The sequence below is a fragment of the Streptomyces sp. NBC_01465 genome (assembly GCF_036227325.1).
Lineage (GTDB): Bacteria > Actinomycetota > Actinomycetes > Streptomycetales > Streptomycetaceae > Streptomyces.
On record NZ_CP109467.1, the window covers coordinates 5293129 to 5317093 of the forward strand.

The window sequence follows — 23965 nt, forward strand, 5'->3', positions numbered from 1 at the left end:
GTCAGCTCTTGTACGCCTTGGCCGCGTCGGCCTCCAGCTTCGCCTGGGTCCCCGCGATGTCCTTCGGGTTCTTCAGGAAGTCCTGGAGGTCCTTCCACTCGCCCTTGCCCGGCGTCCCGCCGAACGACTGGGGAGCCTGGTCGGACATGTCGAAGCGGATGTCGTCACCGGCCGCGATGAGCGCCTTGGCGATCGTGCGCTGGATGTCGTTGGGGTACGCCGCCGGGTCCAGGCCCTTGTTGGGCGAGATGAAGCCGCCCGACTCGGCCGCGACCTTCGCCGCGTCGGTGGAGGCCAGCCAGGTCAGCAGCGCCTGGGCGCCCTTGGAGTCCTTCAGTACGACGGCCGCGTCACCGCCGGTCACCACCGGGGACTTGGCGCCCACGGCGGGGAACGGGAAGACCTTGGCGTCGGTGCCGACCTTCGCCTTCGTCTGGCCGATGTTGACCTGGACGAAGTCGCCCTCGAACACCATGGCGCCCTTGGGGTTGTCGCCGCCGGTGAACGTCTGGGTGACGGAGGCCGGGAACTCGACCTGCAGCGCGCCGTCGGCGCCGCCTGCGATCAGGGACGGCTTGCCGAAGAGCTGGCCGAGGGTCGTCAGCGCGTCCTTCACGGACGGGTCGGTCCACTTGATCTTGTGGGCGGCCAGCTGGTCGTACTTCTCCGGGCCCGCCTGGGAGAGGTAGATGTTCTCGAACCAGTCCGTCAGGGTCCAGCCGTCCGCGCCGCCGACCGAGACCGGCGTGACGCCGGAGGCGGAGATGGTCTCGGCGGTCTTCATGAAGTCCGCCCAGGTCTTGGGCTCGCTGGCGCCCGCGTTGGCGAAGACCTTGGTGTTGTACCAGACCAGGGACTTGTTGGCGGCCTTGTAGTACACCCCGTACTGGGTGCCCTTGACCGCGCCGAGGTCCTGCCAGACCTTCGAGTAGTTCTTGGTCAGCTCTGCCTTGGCCTCCGGGCCCGCCGGCTTGAGCCAGCCCTTGGCGGCGGCCTGGGTGACGGCGCCCACCTGGGGCATCATCGCCACGTCGGGCGGTGAGCCGCCCGCGATCTTCGTACCGAGGAAGTTGACGATCGGGTCCTGCGCGGGGACGAAGGTGACCTTCGCCCCGGTGCGCTTGGAGAACTCGTCGAGCACCTTGACGAAGTTCTTCTGCTCCGCGCCCGTCCAGACGGCGGCGACCGTGAGCGATACGCCGTCGAGCTTGGGGAGGGTGACCCCCGACCCCGTACTGGCGCCCGCGCTGGGCGAGTTGGACCCCTTGTCGTCCGACTTCTTGTCGCTGCCCCCGCAGCCTGCGGCGAGGACGAGTGACCCTGCCGCGAGTACTGCCATTGCGGCGTTCCGTGTACGACGAGCTGTGCGAGCCGTGCGTATGGTGCGCATCTCTGCCCCGACCTCTCCCGTTGCGCGCGTGCGGTGCGGATCGGCGCAGCCGTGGAGCGCGTGCCGGTGGTGGCCACGTCGGCGACGCCTCTGTCCCGTGCGTCAGTCCTACGCCCGGTCCACGGGGCCCGCAATACTGCCTCAGGTGTCAACTCCCGTTCGTGATGGGCCTGTGACGTTACGTCAGACGAAATGTCAGCAGACGAGCGGCGGTATCGGGACGGCCTCCACGGACCGTGCCGCCCGGTCGAGGGCACTGGCCAACAGGGCCAGGTCGGTGGGTCCGTTGCCCAGCTCACGGACGGGGCGGCGGGCCGGCGGATCGCCCATCCGCTCCCACTCCAGCGGTACGACGGTGGGGCGCAGGGTGGCCGTGCGCGGGATGCGCCCGGTGACGCGCCCGCCCTGGAACGGCGTGACCCTCCCGTCGGGATGCCCGAGCCGCCCGCGCCCGGGACTGGGGTCTTCCGGTCCGGGAGAGGCGGGGGCGGGGTCGAGGACCACCCGCAGCCGGGCGATGTGGGCGAGCTCGGTGTCGGCGGTGCGGTCCGGCCGGGCGGAGGCGGCGATCAGATGCACCCCGAGCCGCTCCCCGTCCCGGGCCACGGCTTCCAGCGCCCGGACGACGGACCCGGCGGCGGGCCGCCCGGGGCTGCCGAGGGCGGGGGCGACGAGCGCGTCGAAGTCGTCGACGATCACGACGAGCCGGGGAAGCGGCCAGGCGCCGTCGACCATGTCCCCGCCCCGTGCGACGCGAAGCCGCAGCGTCCCGGAGTCGGCGGACTCTATGTCCCCGAGCCGCGCCTGGGCCCCGACGCGGGGGGCCGTCCCGGCGGCACCCCGGGGGCTCGCCCCGGTGCCGGAGGGGGCGGTCATGCCGGGCTGCTCGCCCGGCCGGGCCCAACGCCCGCCGCCCGGGCCGCTGTTGGCGTCGGCCGTCTGGTCGTACAGCGGCCGTGCGGCTGGTTCGGAGGCCTCCGGTTCGCCACGTGGCGTGCCCGCGGGCCCCGGCCGTGCGGCCGCTTCGGCCTCACCCGGCTCCGCGCGCAGCGCGCCCGTCCAGGCGTTCTCGCCGCGGTCCGTGTCCTGCACCGCGCCGCTGACGCGCCTGCCGCCGCGCGCCGCCCCCGCGCCGGCCCAGGCCGCCGCCTCGTCGCGGCCCGCGCCCTGTGCGCTGACGCGCCTGCCGCCGGGGGCCGTGCGCTGGCCCACCATGCGCTCCGACACCTCGCGCTGCGTGTGCCATTCGGCGAAGCCGATCGAGCCGAGCAGTTCCGCGCGGCGCTTCAGTTCCGCGCCCAGCGACTGGGCGAACTCGCGCATCCGGACCGGGTCCGACGCCACCAAGTGCGTGGAGGTGTGCGGGAGTTCCGTACAGGGGAGCAGGCCGTCGCCGCCGGAGCCGTCCACCAGGATCAGCGCGAGCCGGTCCGGGCGTGCCGCTGCGGCCAGGGAGGCGGCCGCCGCGCGGAGCAGTTCCGTACGGCCGCTGCCGGTCGGGCCCTCGATGAGCAGATGCGGTCCCTCCGCAGCCAGGTCGACGGTGAGCGGGCCGCGCGGTCCGGCCCCCAGCACGGCCAGCGCGCGCGCCCCGGGAAGGGCGGAAGCGCTGTCCCTGCGGTGCGGTTCGTCCGCGCCTGCCGCCGGGTCCTTGCCGTCCGCCGCCGAGGCCCAACGGGCCATCAGCGAGGCCGGGGTGGCCCTCGCGAGCCCCAATTCGTCGAGCAGCCGCGCCGACCTGGGCAGCGCCGCGGCCTGCCGCGCCGCCGACTCGATCCCGCCGTCCGCCCGCAGCGGCGCCAGCGCCCGCCCGAACCGCTCGGCCCAGGCGGCCGACACCGCGTCCACCGCGGCGAGCGTGCCGTGTCCCGCGGGCTGCCCGCCCGCCGTACGCAGCAGCCGCAGCGCGGTCGCCACATCCCCGCTGAGCAGGGCGACGGCCCCGCACTCGCGGAAGGCGAGCGAGGCGGAGCAGGCCGTCTCGTACGTCGCGTCGACCGGCGAGAGCGCGGACGCGGCCGGGGTCTCGGCGAGGCAGAGCAGATGGATCCCGGCGGCCGCACCGGCGGAGGCGAGGCGCGCGGTGGTCTCGCGCAGGACGGCGGAGCCCGGATCCCCGTCCACGACGACGACCGTGCGCGGCCCCTCGTACTGTTGGGCGGCCGCGTCGACGCTGCGGGCGTCCGCGGAGGCCCATCCCGTCCCCAACGGGCCGTAGTCCAGGCGCCGTACGAGCTCGTCCGTACGGGCGGCGGCCTGCTCGCGGTCGTAGGCGAGCAGCAGCCGGCAGTCCTGTCCGTGCGCCGGCCGCAGATGCGGCAGCCAGCCGAGCCAGCCCCAGTCGGCCTTGCGCTCGGCCAGGGGGCGGCTCCGGTCCGTACTGATCAGCACGATCTCCAGACCGGCGGGGGAGTGGAGCGCCGCGAGCTGCGCCACGGCGGCCCGGGCAAGTCCGGCCAGCCGCTCGCGCGGGCCCGCGAGCCCGAGCGAACCGGCTTCGCGCAGCGACACCGTCACCGGTACGGAAGCGAGCTCGGCCCGGTCGGCGGTCCCGAGCCGCACCACCAGCGCCTCCGGGTGCCCGGGCCCGCGCTCCCACAGCCGCGCCCCGGGACCGAGCGCGGTCAGCAGCAGCGCGGCCGGATCGGGCCAGGAATCGGGGGCGCGCACGGGGGACGCCCCGAAGGTCCCGCCGGGGCCTGCGGGCTCGGCCCGCTCGGCGGGCAGGCTCTCGCGCACACTCTCCGGACGGCCCCCGGCCAGCCGCCGGGCCCAAGCTCCTATGCCGCCGCGCCTGCCGCTCCCGGTTCCACTCCCCGTTCCGCTTCCACGCGCGCTCTCGCCGTCCCGGTAGTCCCCGTCGCTCTCGCTGCCCGCCCTGGCGTGCTCGTCGATGTCGTCGTCGCGCAGCGGCATCTGCGTACCGCGCGGAGGTGTCTCGCGGCGGGCGCGGTCGGGATCGCGGGGGGCGGCCGCAGCGCCGTACGCCGACGTCCCGTCGACAGGACCGCTGCCGTACGCGGAACTGGCCGAATCCACGCCCGGCTCCTCGTCGTCCCCGCCTCCCGTGAACCGCAGATGCCCCTCGCCGTCCGGCACCACAACTGCCGTGCCGGCAGCGCCCGAAGCGATCCGCAGCGCCGATTCGCCGATCCGCAGCAGCGCCCCGGGCGCGAGCCGCACAGGCCGCCCGCCGACCGCCGCACCGTCCAGCGTCGTACCGTTCGTCGAGCCCAGGTCCGCGACCGTGACCCGCCCGTCGTCACCGACGGTGATCGCGCAATGCAGCCGCGACACATCGGGATCGTCAAGCGGAACGTCAGCGTCCGCCGAGCGTCCGATACGGATCTGCCCACCGTGCAGCAGATGCACCCCGCCCGCGTCGGGCCCGGCCACCACATGCAGCTGCGCCGCACCCTCGTCGCCGTGCGCACCCGTCCCGTCGTCCTCCGCGGGCACCTGGAGCGAGAGCACCGCCCCGTCCACCAGCGGCGGCTCACCCAGGGCGCACCGCTGCAGGTCGAGCCGCCGGTGCCCCGCATACAGCACGACGGCGCCCGATCCGCCCGCGTCGGCGCCCGCCGCGGCGGTGGCCAGGCCGGAGGCCACGGCCGCCAGCGCCGTCCCCGCGGGGGCGGTCACCAGCACGTCGCAGGAACGCACCTCAGTAGAGGGTTGGCCGCTTCGCGGCACGAGGACGGTCAGCCGGATCTGCATAGCCGTCGGCGGTCCCTTCTGCGCGGGGTGCCCGGCAGGGAAGCCGCCTGTGATCTCCCCCACCCGGCAAGTCGGCACGGAAAGAGGGGCTCCCGACCCCATCACTCCGTGCTGTGAAGCATCCTCGCACCTGCCACTGACAACACGCCCGGGGGTGGCCGGAAAGTGATCTTGAACGGTCGGCCTTGGACGTAAAAGTGCCTGGTTGGGACGGGTTCGGCAACCAACTGGGCGGCCCTTGCGTCTTCCACTCGAACACAGCGGGAACACAGCCCTGTGCACATCCGGAACTTCCCCGGCCGGTGCCCCGTTCGGCGGCACTAGAGTGGGCCGGAAACGCCGGAGCCGGATCGCGCGAGCAGCGCGGCCCCCGGAGCGGCGGCGCAGCACCGCAGCAAGAAGGTCCAGAGGATCAGGACCAGGACCAGACCCCGACCAGCAGGGAGCGCATGACGTGCGGCCGGTAGGCAGCAAGTACCTGCTCGAGGAGCCGCTCGGGCGCGGCGCCACGGGCACCGTCTGGCGAGCCCGCCAGCGAGAGACCGCGGGTGCCGAGGCGGCCGTGGCCGGTCAGCCCGGCGAGATGGTCGCGATCAAGGTCCTCAAGGAGGAGCTCGCGAACGACCCGGACATCGTGATGCGCTTCCTCCGCGAGCGCTCCGTACTCCTGCGTCTGACGCACCCCAACATCGTGCGCACCCGCGACCTGGTGGTCGAGGGCGATCTCCTCGCCCTGGTCATGGACCTGATCGACGGCCCGGACCTGCACCACTACCTCCGCGACAACGGCCCCTTCTCGCCGGTCGCCGCATCCCTCCTCACCGCGCAGATCGCCGACGCGCTCGCCGCGAGCCACGCGGACGGCGTGGTCCACCGCGACCTCAAGCCGGCCAACGTCCTCCTCTCCACCAGCCCCGACGGCCAGATGCACCCGATGCTGACCGACTTCGGCATCGCCCGCCTCGCGGACTCCCCGGGCCTGACCCGCACCCACGAATTCGTCGGTACGCCGGCCTACGTGGCCCCCGAGTCCGCCGAGGGCCGCCCGCAGACCTCCGCGGTCGACATCTACGGCGCGGGCATCCTCCTGTACGAACTGGTCACCGGACGCCCGCCGTTCGCGGGCGGCAGCGCCCTCGAGGTCCTCCACCGCCACCTCAGCGAGGAGCCCCGCCGCCCCACGACCGTCCCCGAGCCCCTCTGGACGGTCATCGAGCGCTGCCTCTCCAAGGACCCGGACCGCCGCCCGAGCGCGGAGAACCTGGCACGCGGCCTCCGTACGGTCGCCGCGGGCGTGGGCGTCCACTCCACCCCGGCCCAGGTCGACGCGGCCCTCGGGGTTGCCTCCCTGCTCGCCCCCGACCCGGCGCCCACGACCGTCCCGGACATGCCGGGCGCGGCCGACCCGACCCAGGTCCTGCCGTCCAATGCGGCCTCGTACGACCCGAACGCGCGCACCAGCGTCATGCCGAACACCCCGCCGCGCCCCACGGCCGACCCCACCGCGGTGATGCCCAACCAGCCTCCGCAGCCCGACGGCCCGCACCCCTGGCAGAGCCAGCTCCAGGCGGCCCGCGACCGCAACGAGCAGACCCAGGTCCAGTACCTGGACCCCAGCCAGGACCCCCTGCGCCACCGCCCGCACCGAGGCCAGCAGCAGAACCAGCCCCAGGACCAGCGTTACGCGCAGCCCCAGTACCAACAGCCCCAGGACCAGCGCCCGCCCCAGCGGCAGCAGCAGCGTCCTCAGCAACAGCGCCCCCAGCAGCAACAGCGCCCGCAGCAACAGCAGTACGCGCCGCCGCAGCAGCCCCAACAGCCCCAGGCACCCGCACCCCGCGAACCGCGCCAGCCGCGTCAGCGCAGCGCGAACCCGATGAAGATCCCGGGCCTGGGCTGCCTCAAGGGCTGCCTGTTCACCTTCCTGATCCTCTTCGTAGGAGCCTGGCTGATCTGGGAGTTGACCCCGCTCCAGGACTGGATCGGCACGACGAAGGGCTTCTTCGCCCAGATCGGCGACATCATCAGCAAGGTGAGCGACTTCGTGTCGAGCATCGGCGACTCAGGCTCGGGAAACTGACCCGATCCGACCCCACCCTGTAAACAAGTCGACTTCTGCGGGCCAATTTCGCCCGCAGAAGTGAAGGTTGGCGTCTTCCGGGGCACTGAACACCCCAGCACCCGCGTATTTTGGGTGCGATCGCCAGCCGCTGAGGGAGCAGTCTTGGCACGGAAAATCGGCAGCCGGTACACCGCGCACCAGATCCTGGGGCGCGGCAGCGCGGGCACGGTATGGCTAGGCGAAGGCCCCGAGGGCCCCGTCGCCATCAAGCTGCTCCGCGAGGACCTGGCATCCGACCAGGAGCTGGTGGGCCGCTTCGTACAGGAACGCACGGCGCTTCTGGGCCTGGACCACCCCCATGTGGTGGCGGTCCGCGACCTGGTGGTCGACGGCAACGACCTGGCACTGGTGATGGATCTCGTACGGGGCACGGACCTGCGCACCCGCCTGGACCGCGAACGCCGCCTCAGCCCCGAAGCGGCGGTGGCGATCGTCGCGGACATCGCGGACGGCCTGGCGGCGGCGCACGCGGCAGGAGTGGTCCACAGGGACGTAAAACCGGAGAACATCCTCCTGGACATGCAGGGCCCCCTGGGCCCGGGCAGCTCGCACCCGGCGCTCCTCACGGACTTCGGCGTGGCGAAACTGATCGACACCCCGCGCCGCACGCGAGCGACCAAAATCATCGGCACCCCGGACTACTTGGCCCCGGAGATCATCGAGGGCCTGCCCCCACGAGCCTCAGTAGACATCTACGCCCTCGCGACGGTCCTCTACGAACTCCTCGCGGGCTTCACGCCGTTCGGCGGCGGCCACCCGGGAGCGGTCCTCCGCCGCCACGTCACGGAGACGGTCGTCCCCCTCCCCGGAATCCCGGACGAGCTGTGGCAACTCCTGGTCCAGTGCCTGGCGAAGGCCCCGGCCTCCCGCCTGCGCGCGTCCGAACTGGGCGACCGCCTGCGCGAGCAACTCCCGCACCTGGCAGGCATTCCGCCGCTGGACGTGGACGAACCGGACGATGAGCAGCCGGAAGAAGAGCCGTACGCGGAAGACACCACGCCCACCCCGTCGTCCACTCCCCGGAGAGGCGCGGTCCCCCTGGTCCCGGGCTCGTCCCCCGACTCCAACCGCGACACCCACACGAGCATGCGGGTCCCGGCCCCCGACGAACTGGCGGGCGGCCCCCTGGGCACGGCCCGAGCGCCCCGCACGTCGGCGCAGCGCCGCCCGGGCACGGCCCGCCACAAGTCGACGACCGAGGCCGTACGACGCCGCCGCATCAAGCTGGGCGCGGCGGCGATCGTGGTGGCGGCGGCGGTAGGGGTGGGCGGCTGGCTGGCGACGTCGGGAGACGACGCTTCGAACCAGCCCCAGGACACCAAACAGTCAACCTCAACCCAGCCCTAGCAGTAGGGCACGATGCTCAAATTGTCGACGTACCGAGCGGAGACCCACCCGCTCCCGTCACCGAGCATGTACCAGATCGGGTTCCCGCCGACGCTCTGCCCGTTCTTCTTGCAGTAGAGCGAGATGACCGACCCGGGCCTGAGCTCCTTCACGGAGGCGGAGGCGGTGGTGGCGCTCTTCCGGACATGCAGTTCAGTACGGGAAGTCACCCGCCCCTGAGCCCGGGTCCCACCGTTGCCCACACCGCTGTTGCAGGTCGGCACGGCGCTGAAATTGTCCACGTACTTCGCGCTGACCCACCCACCGTCGGACAGGTTGTACCAAATCCGGTTCCCGCCGACGCTGGGCCCGTTGACCTTGCAGCTCAGGAACACGATCTGCTGATACGCGAGGACCTTGGTCACCCGGGCCGACATGGTCGGATTGCTGTGCACATTGAGCCCGGCCTGCGTACTCACCCGCCCACCGGGATCGGCGGCGGCGGCCGGCATCACGCTGGCAAAGGTGAAGAACCCTGCGGTCCCCAGAACAGCGGCCGTACCAAGCAAGGGAAGTCTCATCACATGCTCCTTCCAGCCCCTCCAGCCAGCCTCGCCCGAGTGTCGCAAGGGCGCATGTTGATCATGAGGTACGGGAGCCTGGCGTCACGTTCCGTAGCCGGGTCCACCGGCCCGCTTGTGGCTGTCGATCTTGCCGCCCGGGGAATGCCCGCACCAGCAGCCGTTACGCTGGACCCGTGGCAGTCGTCGATGTTTCCGAAGAGCTGAAGTCCCTCTCCTCGACCATGGGGTCGATCGAGGCCGTCCTGGACCTCGACAAGCTGAGGGCCGATATCGTCGTGCTCGAGGAGCAGGCCGCGGCACCGTCCCTCTGGGACGACCCGGATGCGGCCCAGAAGATCACCAGCAAGCTTTCACACATGCAGGCCGAGGTCCGTAAGGCCGAAGCCCTGCGCGGGCGCATCGACGACCTGAGCGTGCTCTTCGAGCTCGCCGAGGCCGAGGACGACGCCGACACCCTCGCCGAGGCGGAGTCCGAGCTCGTCTCGGTCCGGAAGGCGCTGGAAGAGATGGAAGTACGGACGCTTCTGTCGGGCGAGTACGACGAGCGCGAGGCGCTGGTCAACATCCGCGCCGAGGCCGGTGGCGTCGACGCCGCCGACTTCGCCGAGCAGCTGCAGCGCATGTACCTGCGGTACGCCGAGCGGCACGGGTACAAGACCGAGGTCTACGAGACGTCGTACGCGGAAGAGGCCGGCATCAAGTCGACCACCTTCGTCGTCAAGGCCCCGTACGCCTACGGCACCCTCTCCGTGGAGCAGGGCACGCACCGGCTCGTCCGGATCTCGCCCTTCGACAACCAGGGTCGCCGCCAGACGTCGTTCGCGGGCGTGGAGGTGCTCCCCGTCGTGGAGCAGACCGACCACATCGAGATCGACGAGACCGAGCTGCGCGTGGACGTCTACCGCGCCTCCGGTCCCGGTGGCCAGGGCGTCAACACCACTGACTCCGCCGTGCGACTGACCCACATCCCCACCGGGATCGTGGTGTCCTGCCAGAACGAGCGCTCGCAGATCCAGAACAAGGCCAGCGCCATGAACGTCCTCCAGGCGAAGCTCCTCGAGCGCCGCCGCCAGGAGGAGCAGGCGCTGATGGACTCGCTCAAGGGCGACGGCGGCAACTCCTGGGGCAACCAGATGCGTTCGTACGTCCTGCACCCCTACCAGATGGTGAAGGACCTCCGGACCGAGTTCGAGGTCGGCAACCCGCAGGCTGTGCTCGACGGTGAGATCGACGGCTTCCTGGAAGCCGGAATTCGCTGGCGCAAGCAGCAGGAGAAGTAGCAGTACCTTTGTCGATAAGCGAACTGCCGCCCCACGGGCGGCAGTTCGCTTTTTTCGTCACAGTCGTATTCCCGTACGACGGGCAATGCGGGTCATTCCGGGCATTGCGCGCGCAACGACCTTGACGCACATCTTATTTACGTGAAGGCTGGCGCGCGGCATGCGTATCACTGGGGCGCGTGTGGTCGGGGGTACGGGTACGACACCCCCTCTGGCGCTGCCGCCCCCGAACGCTGCTCCATTGACGATGAGCTACTGGGGGTAGCAAGCAGATGACGAAGAAGACGCGAATCCGCGTTGCACGGATCGCGGCCGGTGCGGTGATCGCTGCGGGCGCTTCGCTCACCGCCGCGGGTGCCGCTCAGGCCGTGGGCATAGACGTGGGCGTCGGCCCGCTCAATGCGCACGCCAGCGTGGACCAGAAGGGCATCGACGCCGGTCTCGGCGTGGACGACGACCCGACCGGTATTCCGACGGATCAGCCGACGGGTGACCCGACCGGTATTCCGACGGACGAGCCGACGGATGAGCCCACCGACGAGCCGACGGACGTCCCCACCGACGTTCCGACCGACGTCCCGACGGACGTTCCGACGGACAAGCCCACCGACAAGCCGACGGACAAGCCCACCGACAAGCCGACCCACGGCTCGTCGACGGGTGGCAACGCCAACGGTGGCAACGCCAACGGTGGCAACGAGGGTGGCGACGACGGCGACGCCGGCACCTGCACCTCGGATGCCGACACCGTCACGTGCACCGACGGCTCGTCGAACACCAACACCGACAACCTCGGCTCGCAGCCGGTCGAGCAGGGCAAGGCCAAGGAGGAGCTGGCCGAGACCGGCGCCGCCGAGACCTCGTTCCTGATCATCGGTGCCGCGACCATGATCGCCGGTGGCATCGGCTTCCGGTTCCTGCCGCGCATCGCGGGCAACCGCACCGCTGCGTAAGCACGCGGAGCACGTACGTACGTAAGAGAGGGCCCCGACACCTTCAGGTGTCGGGGCCCTCTCTCGTACGTAAGGGATCAGACCGTCTGATGGGCCAGCAGCGCTACCGCCCCCACCAGCAGCACCAGCAGCGTGATCAGCGCGACCGGGCTCAGGCCGCCCCAGGGGCCCTCCTGCTGGAGTCGCTCCCTGTTGGCGCGGCAGACGGGGCAGCGGCCCTCGCTGACGGGTGACGCGCAGTTCGCGCAGACCAGTCGGTCGTAGGTCATCCGCACTCCTCCTTCCGCACAGCCGGCTTGCGGGTCGGGCTTTACCGGTCGTTCTTTCCTTGCAACGCCCGGGGAAACGCAACCGTTCCCCATACCACTGTGCCAGCTCGGGGACGATACGGCGCGCCCTGCCTGATTTCGGCAGATCCAGGGAGCGATCGCAGGGGTTCCCGGCTGCTCCATTACGGGACATAACACGCATCCCCATACGCCGCCTGCGGGGGCGCATCTGCTTCGCGTAAGGTCACGCACACCTACTCCCGGCCGACCGTGGTGCACCTGTGATCCGATTCGACAACGTCTCCAAGACCTACCCGAAGCAGAACCGCCCCGCCCTGCGCGACGTCTCCCTCGAAGTCGAGAGGGGAGAGTTCGTCTTCCTCGTGGGGTCCTCCGGTTCCGGCAAGTCGACCTTCCTGCGGCTGATCCTGCGTGAGGAGCGCGCCAGCCAAGGCCAGGTGCACGTCCTGGGCAAGGACCTCGCGCGGATGTCGAACTGGAAGGTGCCGCAGATGCGCCGCCAGCTCGGCAACGTCTTCCAGGACTTCCGGTTGCTGCCCAACAAGACCGTCGCCGAGAACGTGGCCTTCGCGCAGGAGGTCATCGGCAAGCCCAAGGGCGAGATCCGCAAGGCCGTCCCGCAGGTCCTCGACCTCGTCGGTCTCGGCGGCAAGGAAGACCGCATGCCGGGCGAGCTGTCCGGTGGCGAGCAGCAGCGCGTGGCCATCGCCCGCGCCTTCGTCAACCGGCCCATGCTGCTGATCGCGGACGAGCCGACCGGAAACCTCGACCCGCAGACGTCCGTCGGCATCATGAAGCTGCTCGACCGGATCAACCGGACCGGGACGACCGTCATCATGGCGACCCACGACCAGCAGATCGTCGACCAGATGCGCAAGCGCGTCATCGAACTCGAGAAGGGCCGTCTCGTACGCGACCAGTCGCGCGGCGTGTACGGCTACCAGCACTGAAAGGACGCCATGCGCGCCCAGTTCGTCCTGTCGGAGATCGGCGTAGGTCTCCGCCGCAATCTGACGATGACCTTCGCCGTCGTCGTTTCCGTCGCTCTTTCCCTTGCTCTGTTCGGCGGGGCGCTCATGATGAGCGACCAGGTCAACAAGATGAAGGATTACTGGTACGACAAGGTCAACGTCTCCATCTACCTGTGCAGCAAGGGCGATGCGGAGACGTTCACCAAGTGTGCCAAGGGTGCCGTCACCGAGGCGCAGAAGACCGCCATCAAGGCCGACCTGGACAAGATGACCGATCTTGTCGAGACGGTGACGTACGAGTCCAGCGACGAGGCGTACAAGCACTACCAGGACCAGTTCAAGGGCACTCCGATGGCGTCGTCCATCACCCCTGACCAGCTCCAGGAGTCGTACCGCGTCAAGCTCAAGGACCCGTCCAAGTACAAGGTGATCGCGACCGCGTTCGCAGGGCGGGACGGTGTGCAGTCCGTCCAGGACCAGCGAGGGATTCTGGAGAATCTCTTCGCCTTGCTCAACGGCATGAAGGTCGCCGCGTTCGCCGTGATGGGGCTGATGCTGGTCATTGCGCTGATGCTCATCATCAACACCGTGCGCGTCTCCGCCTTCAGCCGGCGCAGAGAGACCGGCATCATGCGGCTCGTCGGTGCGTCCAGCTTCTACATCCAGACGCCGTTCATCATGGAGGCCGCCGTCGCGGGGCTCATCGGCGGTGTCGTCGCCTGCGGCATGCTGGCCGCGGGGCGGTTCTTCACCGTCTCGCACGGGCTGATGCTGCAGGACAAGCTCAACCTGATCCACTTCATCGGCTGGAGCGAGGTCATCACCAAGTTCCCGCTGGTGCTCGCGATCAGTGTGCTGATGCCGGCGCTGGCCGCCTCCTTCGTGCTGCGCAAGTACCTGAAGGTGTGACCGACACCCCGTGCGTCGTACGGGCAACGAGCCGTACGGCGCACGGGGTTGGCCTAGAGTGGTCGCCATGTCCGGCCCGGAATTCGCTTCCAGGCCCCGCCGCTCCCGCCGCGGGGCGGCCCTGACATTGGTCTTCGCGAGCGTCCTCGCCGCCTCCGCCGCGACGAACGCCTGGCCCCGGGACGACGTGAAATCGCCGCCGTCCGGCCGGACCCGCAACGTCGCCGATTCCACCCCCAGCACCGTCTCCCCGCAGGCCCTCGACAAGGCCGCAGCGGACGCCGTCGCCGACGGCAAGTCCGGTACGGAGGCCGCCGAGGAGGTCGTCAGCCGCAGCGGGGACCGCTGGGGCGCGGTGTACGACCGCGGGGAGTACGAGGAGTTCGAACAAGCCCTGGACGGTACGTACACGGGCGTCGGGCTCGGCGCGCGGCGCGCGGGGGACGGGCGCATCGAGGTCTCCACCGTCCAGCCGGGCGGGCCCGCCGCGCTGGCGGGGGTACGGGCCGGGGACCGGATCCGTACGATCGACGGCCGGCGCGTGGACGCCAGCCCTGTCACCGACGTTGTCTCGGAACTGCGCGGGGACGGCGACTCCGGTACCTCGGGTGCGAAGGGCTCTTCCGCCTCACCCGGTACGCCCGTGACACTCGGGCTGCAGCGCGGCACCCACACCTGGACGCGAACGCTCCGCCGGGCCCGGCTCTCGACCGAGGCCGTGACCGTGCGGTCCCTGGCCGACGGCGCCACGATGATCAAGGTCACCGCCTTCACCAAGGGCTCGGGCGAGCGGGTACGGGACGCCGTGGAGGAGTCGGCCGGCGGCATACTGCTCGATCTGCGCGGCAATGCCGGAGGGCTGGTCACGGAGGCCACCGCCGCCGCATCCGCCTTCCTCGACGGCGGTCTGGTCGCCACGTACGACGTCCACGGCAAGCAGCGCGCGCTGTACGCGGAGGACGGCGGTGACACCGTCAGACCCCTGGTGGTCCTGGTCGACGGCGGCACGATGAGCGCCGCCGAGCTGCTGACCGGTGCGCTGCAGGACCTGGGGCGGGCCATCACGGTCGGCACCCGTACCTTCGGCAAGGGCTCGGTGCAGATGCCGAGCAGGCTGCAGGACGGTTCAGTCGCCGAGCTGACCGTCGGGCACTACCGCACTCCGGCCGGTCATGCGGTCGACGGGGTGGGCATCACGCCCGACCTGGTGGCGGGCGATCGGGCCGAGGCGAGAGCCGAGACAGTATTGAGTGGCCTCGGGGGTGGGTCCTAGTGCGAAACTGTTCGCACTATGGCTAAGGAAACAGGGCGGAAGCTGGTCGCCCAGCACAAGAAGGCGCGGCACGACTACCACATTCTGGACACCTACGAGTGCGGTCTCGTACTGACCGGCACCGAGGTGAAGTCGCTGCGGCAGGGGCGGGCCTCGCTGGTCGACGGGTTCGTCCAGATCGACAACGGTGAGGCGTGGCTGCACAACGTCCACGTCCCCGAGTACACCCAGGGCACCTGGACCAACCACAGCGCGCGGCGCAAGCGGAAGCTGCTGATGCACCGGGCCGAGATCGACAAGCTGGAGTCCAAGGCGAACGAGTCGGGTCACACGATCGTGCCCCTCGCTCTGTACTTCAAGGACGGCCGGGCCAAGGTCGAGATCGCGCTGGCCAAGGGCAAGAAGGAGTACGACAAGCGGCAGACGCTGCGCGAGAAGCAGGACACCCGCGAGACGAACCGGGCGGTCGCGGCGGTGCGCAGGCAGCAGCGGAGCCAGCACGGCTAAAAGATCTGGCATGGGGCGGCCCGGGTCGCGTACCATGGCAGCAGCGCACCCCGCGAGGGGCGTGCTTTGATAAAAAAACATGGGGATGATCGGTTTCGACAGCGGATGTCGAAGCAGGGGAAGCGAGCCGAGGAAGCGGCAATGATCTCGTAAACCATATGTCGCAACCAATAATCGCCAATTCCAAGAGCGATTCCCAGTCCTTCGCCCTCGCTGCCTAATAAGCAGTGAGTGAGGGACCCTTAATGGGTGTCAGCCCGGGAGTGTTCCCGACCCGGATCCTGGCATAATCTAGGGGACTAAACCGTCTCGCCCGGTCACGGGGTGAGACGGGAAATCAAACAGTGACTGAGCCCGTCGGAGACTTGTTCACGAGATCACCGGGGCCGAGAAAATCACAGTGAACTGCGCTCGGAGAAGCCCTCCTTTTGCACCGTTGGACGCGGGTTCGATTCCCGCCATCTCCACAATTCCCATGTGAGAGAAAGGCCTCGACTGTTTCGGCAGTCGGGGTCTTTTTCGTTGTGCGCGGGCACCGGTTGCCGGTCGGGATCGTGTACGTGAGGCTTGTTCCAGGGGGCGTGAGACTGGAGGAATCATGGGTGAGGCCGGTATTGAGGCGCTGTGCGAGCTCGACCCGGTGACCTGGGACGCCATGATCGACGCGATGAAGGACAACGGGGTCTCGGACGCGATGCTCGGAGCGGTCTGCGCCCAGGCCCTGGCGACGATCAATGCCACGCCGGTCGCGGTGCGCGACGAATGGCTGGCGACCGGGGTCAAGCCCTCATCGGCTTGAGGCGCGGCGGGTCAGGCGCGGCGCGAGGCGCGTTGCCCCCGGGACGGGTACGCCGTCCAGCTTTCGCATCAGGAGTTCTACGGCCTTCTCACCGACCTCCGTCGCCGGGATCGCGACCGAGGTGACGGGGACGGGGGCCTGCTCGGCTGTTTCGTCGGGGCAGATCGCCGTGAGGGCCAGGTCCTCGGGGATCCGCAGGCCCAGGGAGTGGAACGCCTCCGTCAGGGGCTTGATCAGGGGCTCGTTGTGGATCACCAGGCCCGTGGGCGCGGGACTTTCGGACAGGAGGCGGCGGGCCAGGTCCTGTGCCGCCTCCGGAGTCGGTTCGCAGGGGTGGAACGACGTGGTGAGGCCGTGGCGGCCGGCCGCCGTGGTGAAGCCCTGGACCACGCGCTCGGCGAAGCCGGTCTCGCGTGCGTACACGGCGGGGGGCGAGCCGATCAGGGCGATCCTGCGGTGCCCCTGGGCGGCCAGGTGGTCGACGCAGGCCTCGCCCGCCGCGCGGAAGTCCAGGTCGACGCAGGTGAGGCCCGAGGGGTCGGCCGGGAAGCCGATCAGGACCGAGGGGAGGGGGAGCGTACGGAGCAACTGGGCGCGAGGGTCGTGGAGTTGGACGTCCATCACGATCGTCGCGTCGGCCATGGCCGTGTCGGCCATCCGGCGCAAGCCGTCCTCGCCCTCCTCCTGGGTGAGGAGCATGACGTCCTGGTCGTACGCGCGGGCCGCCGTGACGACCGCGGCCGCGAACTGCATCACCACCGGGACGTGGACGCCCGCGCGGAGGGGGATCATCAGCGCGATGACGTTCGTACGGCTGCTCGCGAGGGCCCGGGCGCCGGCGTGCGGGCGGTAGCCGAGTTCGCGGATGCTCTCCTCGATGCGGCGTCGGGTGTCCTCGGTGATGGGGCGTTTGCCGCTCAGTGCGTACGAGACCGTGCTGGGGGAGACCCCTGCATGCCGCGCCACGTCCGTGATCTTCACCATGGGAGCCCCCTGTTCGACCGGTCGGACAGAGCCTAGTCCTCGGGGATGGGGCGCTTGTCGGCGCGGGTCACGGTGAGTGCGCAGAGGAGCAGGGCCAGGGCTGCCGCGGCGACCGGGGTGAGGAAGGCGGTGGCGGGGGTGGTGCTGTCGATGAGGTGGCCCGCTGTCGCTGAGCCTGTCGCTATGCCGCCCAGAAGTGCGGTGACTGCGAGGGTCATCCCTTCGTTCAACTGGCCCTGGGGGGTGAGGCGTTGGACCAACGTCATGCCGGTGACCATCGTGGGGGCCGTTGCCGCGCCTGCGAGGAGGAGGGCGGCTGCCAGGGGGATGAGGGAGGTGGTCGTACTGGCTGCTGTGAGGGGCGCCGTCATCAGGGCCGTCATCGCGGCCAGGCAGGCCAGGAGGCGGCGGGGGACGTTCGGGGAGGGGCGCAGGGTGCCGTAGAGGAGGCCTGCCGCGCAGGAGCCGGCTGCTTGGAGGGCGAGGACCGCTCCTGCCGATGATTTGTGGTTCTGGGCGTCGGCGAAGGCGATCGTCGTGACCTCCATCGCGCCGAAGACCGCGCCCGTGCAGAGGAAGACGGCGAGGAGGGCGGGGAAGCCGGGGGTGCGGATCGGGGAGCGGGTGGTTGTGGTGCGGGCGGTGGGCGGGGGTTCGGTGGAGCGCTGGGCGGCGAAGGTCAGGATGCCGGTGACGAGGAGGATCGCGCCGATGAGGGTTCCTGCTTCGGGGAAGAGCGCCGAGCAGAGGAAGGCGGCGATCACCGGGCCGGTCATGAAGCAGAGTTCGTCGACGGCCTGCTCGAAGGAGTTGGCCGTGTGGAGGGTCGCGGGGTCGTCGCGGTGGAGGTGGGCCCAGCGGGCGCGGGACATGCCGCCGGTGTTGGGGGTGGTGGCTGTCGCCGCGTAGGAGAGGAAGAGGGTCCAGGTGGGGGCGTCGAAGTGGACGCAGAGGAGGAGGGCGAGGGAGCCGAGGGCGGCGAACAGGGTTGCTGGGACGGCTACTCGGGCCTGGCCGTGGCGGTCGATGAGACGGGCGGTCCAGGGCGCGACGGCCGCGGTGGCTGCGAGGCCGGTGGCGGTGACCGCGCCTGCGAGGGCGTAGGAGTCGTGGGCGCTCGCGATCATGAAGACGGCGCTCACGCTGAACATGCCCATGGGGAGGCGGGCGATGAGGTTGCCTAGGGTGAAGGCGCGGGCGCCGGGGGTGGAGAGGAGGCGGCGGTAGGGGGTGACGGGGGTTGTGCGGGTGGGGGTGGTGGGGGGTGTTGTGGTGGTCGTTTGCGGCATGGATCAAGGGTCGGGGTGGGGTGCGGGCTTGGTCCAACACCTGTTCGGGGCGGATTTACGCGGGTGGGTTGTTAACCGGGGGCGGGTGTGGCCTGGGGTGCCGCTGCGCGGAGCAGGTCCCCAATCCCGCCCCTTCCCGAAACTGGGGCTGCGCCCCAGACCCCCTGGCCCCGGTGTGGTGTGCGGGGGCTGCGCCCCCTGCGCCCCCGATTCGGGGGCTCTGCCCCCGGACCCCCGCTCCTCAATCGCCGGAGGGGCTTGATTTTGCCCGGCGTGGGCTTGGAAGCGCGGGAGGGTTTTGGTCGGCGTGGGCTGGTACGCGCCCAGTGCGCGGATCTTGCTCGCGATAAATTCAGCCCGTGCCCCACGACATAGACCCCCGGCTGCTCCGCGCCTTCCTCGCCGTTGCCGAGGACCTTCACTTCACCCGCGCCGCCGCCCGCCTCTATGTCGCCCAGCAAGCCCTGAGCCGTGACATCCAGCGGCTCGAGCGTGAGCTCGGGTGTGTGCTCTTCGTGCGGACCACCCGGCAGGTCTCCCTCACCGAGGACGGTCTGCGCCTCCTGCCCTACGCCCGTCGCGTCCTCGGCGCCTACGACGAGCTCTCCGCCGCCTGGGCCGACGGGGTGCGGCCGCTCCTCGTCGATGTGGGGGCTCCTGTCGGGACCGCCTTTGAACTCCTTCAGCACGTACGGGAGTTGGCTCCCGGCCTCGAGTTCGTCGCCCGCTTTCACAGTGGGCTCACCGGGGCCGCCGCCGAGATCGCCGCCGGGCGGCTCGATGTGTCGGCCGGGCGCATCGCCGGGCTTCCCGAGGCGCTGCGCGGCGCGCTGGAGCACCGGCCCCTCCGCTACGAGCGGATGGCCGTCCTCCTTCCCGACGGGCATCCACTGGCCGCCCTGGAGCAGGTTCCGCTCGGTGCGCTCAGTGGAGAGACCCTTTACGCCGCCGCCGGCAATCCCGCCACCGCCGAGTGGACCGACCTCGCCGAGCGGCTGTTCGACGGGCGGGGGATCCTGCTTGCCGCGCCCTATCCCGAGATCGACGGCGCGGAGGAGTTCGTGCGCGTCATCCGGAAGCGGGGGTGGTCCGTGCTGGCCAGCACCGAGTTCATCGCCGTCGAGGGCATGGTGCTGCGGCCCCTCGTGGATCCCGTGCCGCTGTCCCCGATCTCCCTCGTATGGCGAAAAGGTTTGCGGCATCCGGCACTCGATGCGATTCGAGAGGCCGCAGATGCGCTGGTCGCCGAGCGCGGGTGGCTGAAGCGGCCCCCGGGAGCGTGGATTCCGGTCGTTGACCGGACGTACATGTGAGCAAGTGTGGACACTGGCGTCAGGCGGGTGTGGTGGTGCGCTACATTCGCGGTCCGGATTCACAAGGGATAGGGGCGCTCGCACGGGGTGGGGACTCCGTTGCCGGGCGGTGAGTGTCCGGGCCATGACGCGCATGCGACAAGGGCCTGGGGGGAGTGCGTTCAGCAGTGGTGGACAAATGGCAAGAAGGCGCCCAGTTCGGGCACATGTACGAGCCGCCCGATGTGACCGTCCAACGGGACGGTCTCGGGCGGGAGTTGGCGGAATCGTCCGTCGAGGAGACGCTCGAGTCCGTCGTGGGCGAGAGTCCTGACGCGGGGCCCGTCTTCGTCGACGCCAGCGGGCGCAGAGGGCGGAAGATCCGGCGCCTCGGATGGCTCGCCGGGATCGTCTGCGCCTGTTACGCGGTGATGCTCGTCGCCACCGTCCTCGGCGGCAATTCGAGCGCGCCCTGGCTGCTCATCCCGGGCCCCTCCGACGACGGCAAGAAGGCCGCGGACACGGTACGGATCCCGCCCAACGCCGACGCCTCGCAGGGTGCGGTCGCAGCCCCGGGCCAGACGTCCGGTACGTACGGCGCCGCCAGTACGCCGGGCGCGGCCACCCCCACCGGCACCGCGGCCGCGAGCCCCGCAGCGAGCGGCAAGGCCGGCGCGGGCGCCACCGCCCCCGCCAAACCGGGGCAGCAGCCCACCGCCAAGGGCAGCCCGGACGTCGCGGGGCCGCTGCCGGGGGGATCCCAGTCCTCGGCCCCCGCGGCCAGCCCGTCGGCCTCGGCCTCGCCGGATCCCGGGCCCAGCGCGAGCTCCAGCCCGCCGCCCGTCGAATCGTCGCCGCCCGCTCCTCCCGCGGCGGGAGCACCGTAAGTGACAGGCCGACGCGCCGCCGCACGGCGCACGTTCCCGATGCGGCTGCTGCTGCCGCCGCTCTTTCTGGTCGCGCTCTTCGCGATGCTGCTCGTCCGCGGATACGTCCACAACGAGATCGTTCCGGACCACCGGATCCGCCCCGAAGCAGGGACCGGGGAGGTGCCCGACCGGATCCTCGACGGCGGACCGGTCATCGACGCACGTTCCCGGTCCCACCCCACCAGCCTGCAGATCCCGGACCACAGGCTGGTGCTGACCTTCGACGACGGGCCCGACCCGAAGTGGACGCCGAAGATCCTGGATGAGCTGAAGAAGCACCACGCGCATGCGGTCTTCTTCGTCACCGGCGCCAACGCCTCGCGCTATCCGGACCTCGTGCGGCGGATGGTCGACGAAGGGCACGAGGTGGGGGTGCACACCTTCAACCACCCTGATCTCTCCTACCAGTCGAAGAGCCGCATAGACTGGGAGCTCTCCCAGACCCAGCTCGCCCTCGCGGGCGCCGCCGGCATCCGCTCCTCGCTCTTCCGGCCGCCGTACTCCTCCTTCGCCGACGCGATCGACGACGAGAACTGGCCGGTCATCCAGTACGTCGGCAGCCGCGGATACATCACCGCGCTCGACTCCACCGACAGCGAGGACTGGCAGAAGCCCGGCATCGCGAAGATCGTCGAGAATGCGACGCCCGCCGGTGGCAAGGGCGCCGTGGTGCTGATGCACGACGCGGGCGGCGACCGTGCCGAGACCGTCGCCGCGCTCGACCGCTTCCTGCCCGAACTCCAGGCGCAGGGCTACAAGTTCACCAATCTCACCGATGCGCTCGGCGCCCCCAGCGCGCACACCCCGGTCACCGGGCTCGCCCTCTGGAAGGGCAAGGCCTTCGTCACCGTCGTCGGCGTCTCGGAGCGTGCCACCGACATCCTGGTCGTCTGCCTCGCCGTCATCGGCGTCCTGGTCTTCGTCCGCTTCGGGCTGATGCTGATCCTCGCCGCCGTCCACGCGCGGCGGGTGCGCCGGCGCGGATTCCGCTGGGGGCCCGAGGTCACCCGGCCCGTCTCGGTCGTCGTCCCCGCGTACAACGAGCGCGAATGCATCGCCAACACGGTCCGCTCCCTCGCCGCGAGCGATCACCGCATCGAGATCATCGTCGTCGACGACGGGTCGACCGACGGCACCGCGGACATCGTCGACGCGCTCCGGATGCCGTACGTGAGAGTCGTGCGCCAGCGCAATGCGGGCAAGCCCGCCGCCCTCAACAACGGGATCGCGCACGCCCGTTACGACCTCGTCGTGATGATGGACGGCGACACGGTCTTCGAGCCGTCGACCGTACGCGAACTCGTCCAGCCCTTCGGCGACCCGCGCGTCGGCGCCGTCGCGGGCAACGCCAAGGTCGGCAACCGCGACTCGCTCATCGGGGCCTGGCAGCACATCGAGTACGTCATGGGCTTCAATCTCGACCGCCGCATGTACGACATGCTCGGCTGCATGCCCACCATCCCCGGCGCGGTCGGCGCCTTCCGCCGCGACGCCCTCGACCGGGTCGGCGGCATGAGCGAGGACACCCTCGCCGAGGACACCGACATCACCATGGCGCTGCACCGCGACGGCTGGCGCGTCGTGTACGCGGAGAACGCGCGCGCCTGGACCGAGGCCCCCGAGTCCGTGCAGCAGCTCTGGTCGCAGCGCTACCGGTGGTCGTACGGCACCATGCAGGCCATCTGGAAGCACCGCCACGCGGTCGTCGAGAGCGGGGCGTCCGGGCGCTTCGGACGGGTCGGGCTGCCGCTCGTCTCCCTCTTCATGGTGCTTGCCCCGCTGCTCGCGCCCCTGATCGACGTCTTCCTCCTGTACGGCCTCGTCTTCGGGCCCACCGCCCGAACTGCCGCCGCCTGGGGGGCGGTTCTGGCCCTGCAGGCCGTCTGTGCCGCGTACGCCTTCCGGCTCGACCGCGAGCGGCTCACCCATCTCGTCTCGCTCCCGCTGCAGCAGATCCTCTACCGGCAGCTGATGTACGTCGTGCTGCTCCAGTCGTGGATCACCGCTCTCACCGGCGGCCGGCTGCGCTGGCAGAAGCTCCGCCGTACCGGAGTGGTCGAGGCGCCGGGCTCGATCCCGCAACGGAGGCCGGTCGCATGAGCAGTACGCAACGCCACGTCAGCGTCCCGGCCGCCCGCCGCAGCCACAAGGCGGAGCGGCCCGCCGCGCGTGCCGCCGCCCCCGGCCGCGACCGCTACCTCGACCTGCTCCGGTCCGTCGCCCTCTTCCGGGTCGTCTTCTACCACCTGTTCGGCTGGGGCTGGCTGTCGGTCGTCTTCCCGTCCATGGGTGTGATGTTCGCCCTCGCCGGCTCCCTGATGGCCCGCTCCCTCTCGCGCCCCGCGCTCGGCGTGGTCCGCGGCAGGCTGCGGCGGCTGCTGCCGCCGATGTGGGCGTTCGGGGCGGTGATGCTGACGACGATGCTGTACGCGGGGTGGCGGCCGTCGTGGACCAAACTGCTGATGTACGTCCTGCCGGTCGGCGCCCCCGGCTACCCCGACACGCTCGGCGACGACGGCGGGCTCTTCGACGCCACCTGGCCCGACCAGGCGGTGGGCCCGCTCTGGTACATCCGCGCCTATCTGTGGTTCGTGCTGCTCTCCCCGCTGCTGCTGAAGGCGTTCCGCCGGATGCCGTGGCCGACGCTCCTCGCCCCGCTCGGCCTGACCGCGCTGCTCTCCACCGGACTGGTCTCGGTTCCCGGCGAACCGGGGCTCGCGCTCACGGACTTCGCGGTCTTCGGCTCCTGCTGGATGCTGGGCTTCGCCCACCAGGACGGGCTGCTGCAGCGGGTGCCGCGCTACTTCCTGGTGTCGTGTGCCGTCCCGGTGATGGTCTTCGGTCTGTGGTGGGCCTCGGGCCATCTCGGGCCCGACGGCTGGGACTTGAACGACATTCCTCTCGCCCAGGCGGCGTGGTCGTTCGGGGCGTGCGCGATCCTGCTCGCGTACTCGCCCTCGTGGCAGCAACTGCCGGGCAGACTCGCCAAGTTCGACAAGTGGATCACTCTGTCGAACAACCGGGCGGTGACGATCTACCTCTGGCACAACACGCTGATCATGGCGACGGTGCCGCTGATCGACCAGCTGTACAACATCCCCTGGCTGGACGATCATTTCGACGCCCAGCTCACCTCCCTGTCGAGCGTGCTGATGTTCGTTCTGGTCTGGCCGCTCATCGGGCTGATGATCCTGGCCGTGGGGTGGATCGAGGACGTCGCGGCAAAGCGGCGGCCGCGGCTGTGGCCGACGGGTGGGGGCAAGAAAACCCTGGTTGACCAGGCAGGAAGCCCCGGGCGATAGTGGCGCGAGCCGCCGAGGGGATCGGCGGCTGAACCAGGGGTGGGGAAC

The 23965-nt window shown here is 70.5% G+C and carries 19 protein-coding genes and 1 other RNA gene; 14 read left to right on the plus strand and 6 right to left on the minus strand.

Annotation, left to right across the window (positions count from 1 at the left end):
- Position 1: 1 nt before the first annotated feature.
- Together OG707_RS24985 and OG707_RS24990 are read right to left on the minus strand one after the other, a co-directional pair.
- Entirely contained in the window at positions 2-1339 is a 1338-nt protein-coding gene (locus tag OG707_RS24985) for an ABC transporter substrate-binding protein (protein ID WP_329121953.1), read from the minus strand.
- 246 nt (positions 1340-1585) lie between these two features.
- A complete protein-coding gene (locus OG707_RS24990; RefSeq protein ID WP_329127964.1) occupies positions 1586-5107 on the minus strand; it encodes an FtsK/SpoIIIE domain-containing protein in 3522 nt (1173 codons plus the stop codon).
- Between the two features lie 454 nt (positions 5108-5561).
- On the opposite strand from OG707_RS24990, the gene OG707_RS24995 reads away from it, so the two are divergent.
- Entirely contained in the window at positions 5562-7187 is a 1626-nt protein-coding gene (locus OG707_RS24995) for a serine/threonine-protein kinase (RefSeq protein ID WP_329121955.1), read from the plus strand.
- A 144-nt stretch (positions 7188-7331) separates the two neighbouring features.
- Complete coding sequence (locus OG707_RS25000) at positions 7332-8576, plus strand: serine/threonine-protein kinase (protein WP_329121957.1); 1245 nt, start codon at positions 7332-7334, stop codon at positions 8574-8576.
- Here the strand turns inward: OG707_RS25000 and OG707_RS25005 are convergent.
- Complete coding sequence (locus OG707_RS25005) at positions 8573-9136, minus strand: hypothetical protein (protein ID WP_329121959.1); 564 nt, start codon at positions 9134-9136, stop codon at positions 8573-8575. The genes OG707_RS25000 and OG707_RS25005 overlap by 4 nt on opposite strands.
- Before the next feature lie 176 nt (positions 9137-9312).
- Between OG707_RS25005 and prfB the strand changes: the two genes are divergently transcribed.
- Both prfB and OG707_RS25015 read left to right on the plus strand, forming a co-directional pair.
- Complete coding sequence (prfB, locus tag OG707_RS25010; protein ID WP_329121961.1) at positions 9313-10419, plus strand: peptide chain release factor 2; 1107 nt, start codon at positions 9313-9315, stop codon at positions 10417-10419.
- Between the two features lie 272 nt (positions 10420-10691).
- A complete protein-coding gene (locus OG707_RS25015) occupies positions 10692-11372 on the plus strand; it encodes a hypothetical protein (protein ID WP_329121963.1) in 681 nt (226 codons plus the stop codon).
- Positions 11373-11449: 77 nt separating this feature from the next.
- Here OG707_RS25015 and OG707_RS25020 read toward each other — a convergent pair whose 3' ends face one another.
- Positions 11450-11641, minus strand: a complete 192-nt coding sequence (locus OG707_RS25020) for a hypothetical protein (RefSeq protein ID WP_206963810.1) — start codon at positions 11639-11641, stop codon at positions 11450-11452.
- 281 nt (positions 11642-11922) lie between these two features.
- On the opposite strand from OG707_RS25020, the gene ftsE reads away from it, so the two are divergent.
- From ftsE to OG707_RS25050, 6 genes are all read left to right on the plus strand, one after another.
- Positions 11923-12612, plus strand: a complete 690-nt coding sequence (ftsE, locus tag OG707_RS25025; protein ID WP_329121967.1) for a cell division ATP-binding protein FtsE — start codon at positions 11923-11925, stop codon at positions 12610-12612.
- Positions 12613-12621: 9 nt separating this feature from the next.
- Positions 12622-13542, plus strand: a complete 921-nt coding sequence (ftsX, locus tag OG707_RS25030; protein ID WP_329121969.1) for a permease-like cell division protein FtsX — start codon at positions 12622-12624, stop codon at positions 13540-13542.
- Positions 13543-13609: 67 nt separating this feature from the next.
- Positions 13610-14815 (plus strand): S41 family peptidase, encoded by a 1206-nt coding sequence (locus OG707_RS25035; RefSeq protein ID WP_329121972.1) that lies wholly within the window; start codon positions 13610-13612, stop codon positions 14813-14815.
- An 18-nt stretch (positions 14816-14833) separates the two neighbouring features.
- Positions 14834-15322 carry an SsrA-binding protein SmpB gene (smpB, locus tag OG707_RS25040; RefSeq protein WP_329121974.1) on the plus strand — a complete coding sequence of 163 codons (489 nt, stop codon included), beginning with the start codon at positions 14834-14836 and terminating at the stop codon, positions 15320-15322.
- Positions 15323-15403: 81 nt separating this feature from the next.
- Positions 15404-15792: a transfer-messenger RNA gene (gene ssrA, locus OG707_RS25045) on the plus strand.
- Between the two features lie 128 nt (positions 15793-15920).
- Positions 15921-16121: a hypothetical protein gene (locus OG707_RS25050; RefSeq protein ID WP_329121976.1), complete on the plus strand. Its 201-nt coding sequence runs from the start codon at positions 15921-15923 to the stop codon at positions 16119-16121.
- On the opposite strand, the gene OG707_RS25055 is transcribed toward OG707_RS25050, so the two are convergent.
- Entirely contained in the window at positions 16110-17105 is a 996-nt protein-coding gene (locus OG707_RS25055; protein WP_329121977.1) for a LacI family DNA-binding transcriptional regulator, read from the minus strand. The genes OG707_RS25050 and OG707_RS25055 overlap by 12 nt on opposite strands.
- Positions 17106-17137: 32 nt before the next feature.
- Complete coding sequence (locus OG707_RS25060; protein WP_329121979.1) at positions 17138-18394, minus strand: MFS transporter; 1257 nt, start codon at positions 18392-18394, stop codon at positions 17138-17140.
- A 359-nt stretch (positions 18395-18753) separates the two neighbouring features.
- On the opposite strand from OG707_RS25060, the gene OG707_RS25065 reads away from it, so the two are divergent.
- The 4 genes from OG707_RS25065 (at position 18754) to OG707_RS25080 (ending at position 23917) form a co-directional block, all read left to right on the plus strand.
- Positions 18754-19707, plus strand: a complete 954-nt coding sequence (locus OG707_RS25065; protein WP_329121981.1) for a LysR family transcriptional regulator — start codon at positions 18754-18756, stop codon at positions 19705-19707.
- Between the two features lie 170 nt (positions 19708-19877).
- Positions 19878-20573: a hypothetical protein gene (locus OG707_RS25070; protein ID WP_329121983.1), complete on the plus strand. Its 696-nt coding sequence runs from the start codon at positions 19878-19880 to the stop codon at positions 20571-20573.
- A gap of 39 nt (positions 20574-20612) precedes the next feature.
- Positions 20613-22715: a bifunctional polysaccharide deacetylase/glycosyltransferase family 2 protein gene (locus OG707_RS25075; RefSeq protein WP_329127966.1), complete on the plus strand. Its 2103-nt coding sequence runs from the start codon at positions 20613-20615 to the stop codon at positions 22713-22715.
- On the plus strand, positions 22712-23917 hold the full coding sequence (locus OG707_RS25080; RefSeq protein WP_329121985.1) for an acyltransferase family protein: 1206 nt from the start codon (positions 22712-22714) through the stop codon (positions 23915-23917). The genes OG707_RS25075 and OG707_RS25080 overlap by 4 nt, the downstream gene beginning before the upstream one ends.
- Positions 23918-23965 lie beyond the last annotated feature (48 nt).

Bases quoted from the DNA above. Each gene is read 5' to 3' on its own strand.
- OG707_RS25015 (WP_329121963.1), top strand. From the start codon at position 10,692: ATGACGAAGAAGACGCGAATCCGCGTTGCACGGATCGCGGCCGGTGCG.
- OG707_RS25035 (WP_329121972.1), top strand. From the start codon at position 13,610: ATGTCCGGCCCGGAATTCGCTTCCAGGCCCCGCCGCTCCCGCCGCGGG.
- OG707_RS25050 (WP_329121976.1), top strand. From the start codon at position 15,921: ATGGGTGAGGCCGGTATTGAGGCGCTGTGCGAGCTCGACCCGGTGACC.
- OG707_RS24985 (WP_329121953.1), bottom strand. From the start codon at position 1,339: ATGGCAGTACTCGCGGCAGGGTCACTCGTCCTCGCCGCAGGCTGCGGG.
- OG707_RS25055 (WP_329121977.1), bottom strand. From the start codon at position 17,105: ATGGTGAAGATCACGGACGTGGCGCGGCATGCAGGGGTCTCCCCCAGC.
- OG707_RS25075 (WP_329127966.1), top strand. From the start codon at position 20,613: ATGCGGCTGCTGCTGCCGCCGCTCTTTCTGGTCGCGCTCTTCGCGATG.
- OG707_RS24990 (WP_329127964.1), bottom strand. From the start codon at position 5,107: ATGCAGATCCGGCTGACCGTCCTCGTGCCGCGAAGCGGCCAACCCTCT.
- smpB (WP_329121974.1), top strand. From the start codon at position 14,834: ATGGCTAAGGAAACAGGGCGGAAGCTGGTCGCCCAGCACAAGAAGGCG.
- ftsX (WP_329121969.1), top strand. From the start codon at position 12,622: ATGCGCGCCCAGTTCGTCCTGTCGGAGATCGGCGTAGGTCTCCGCCGC.
- OG707_RS25005 (WP_329121959.1), bottom strand. From the start codon at position 9,136: ATGAGACTTCCCTTGCTTGGTACGGCCGCTGTTCTGGGGACCGCAGGG.
- OG707_RS25060 (WP_329121979.1), bottom strand. From the start codon at position 18,394: ATGCCGCAAACGACCACCACAACACCCCCCACCACCCCCACCCGCACA.
- OG707_RS25020 (WP_206963810.1), bottom strand. From the start codon at position 11,641: ATGACCTACGACCGACTGGTCTGCGCGAACTGCGCGTCACCCGTCAGC.
- OG707_RS25080 (WP_329121985.1), top strand. From the start codon at position 22,712: ATGAGCAGTACGCAACGCCACGTCAGCGTCCCGGCCGCCCGCCGCAGC.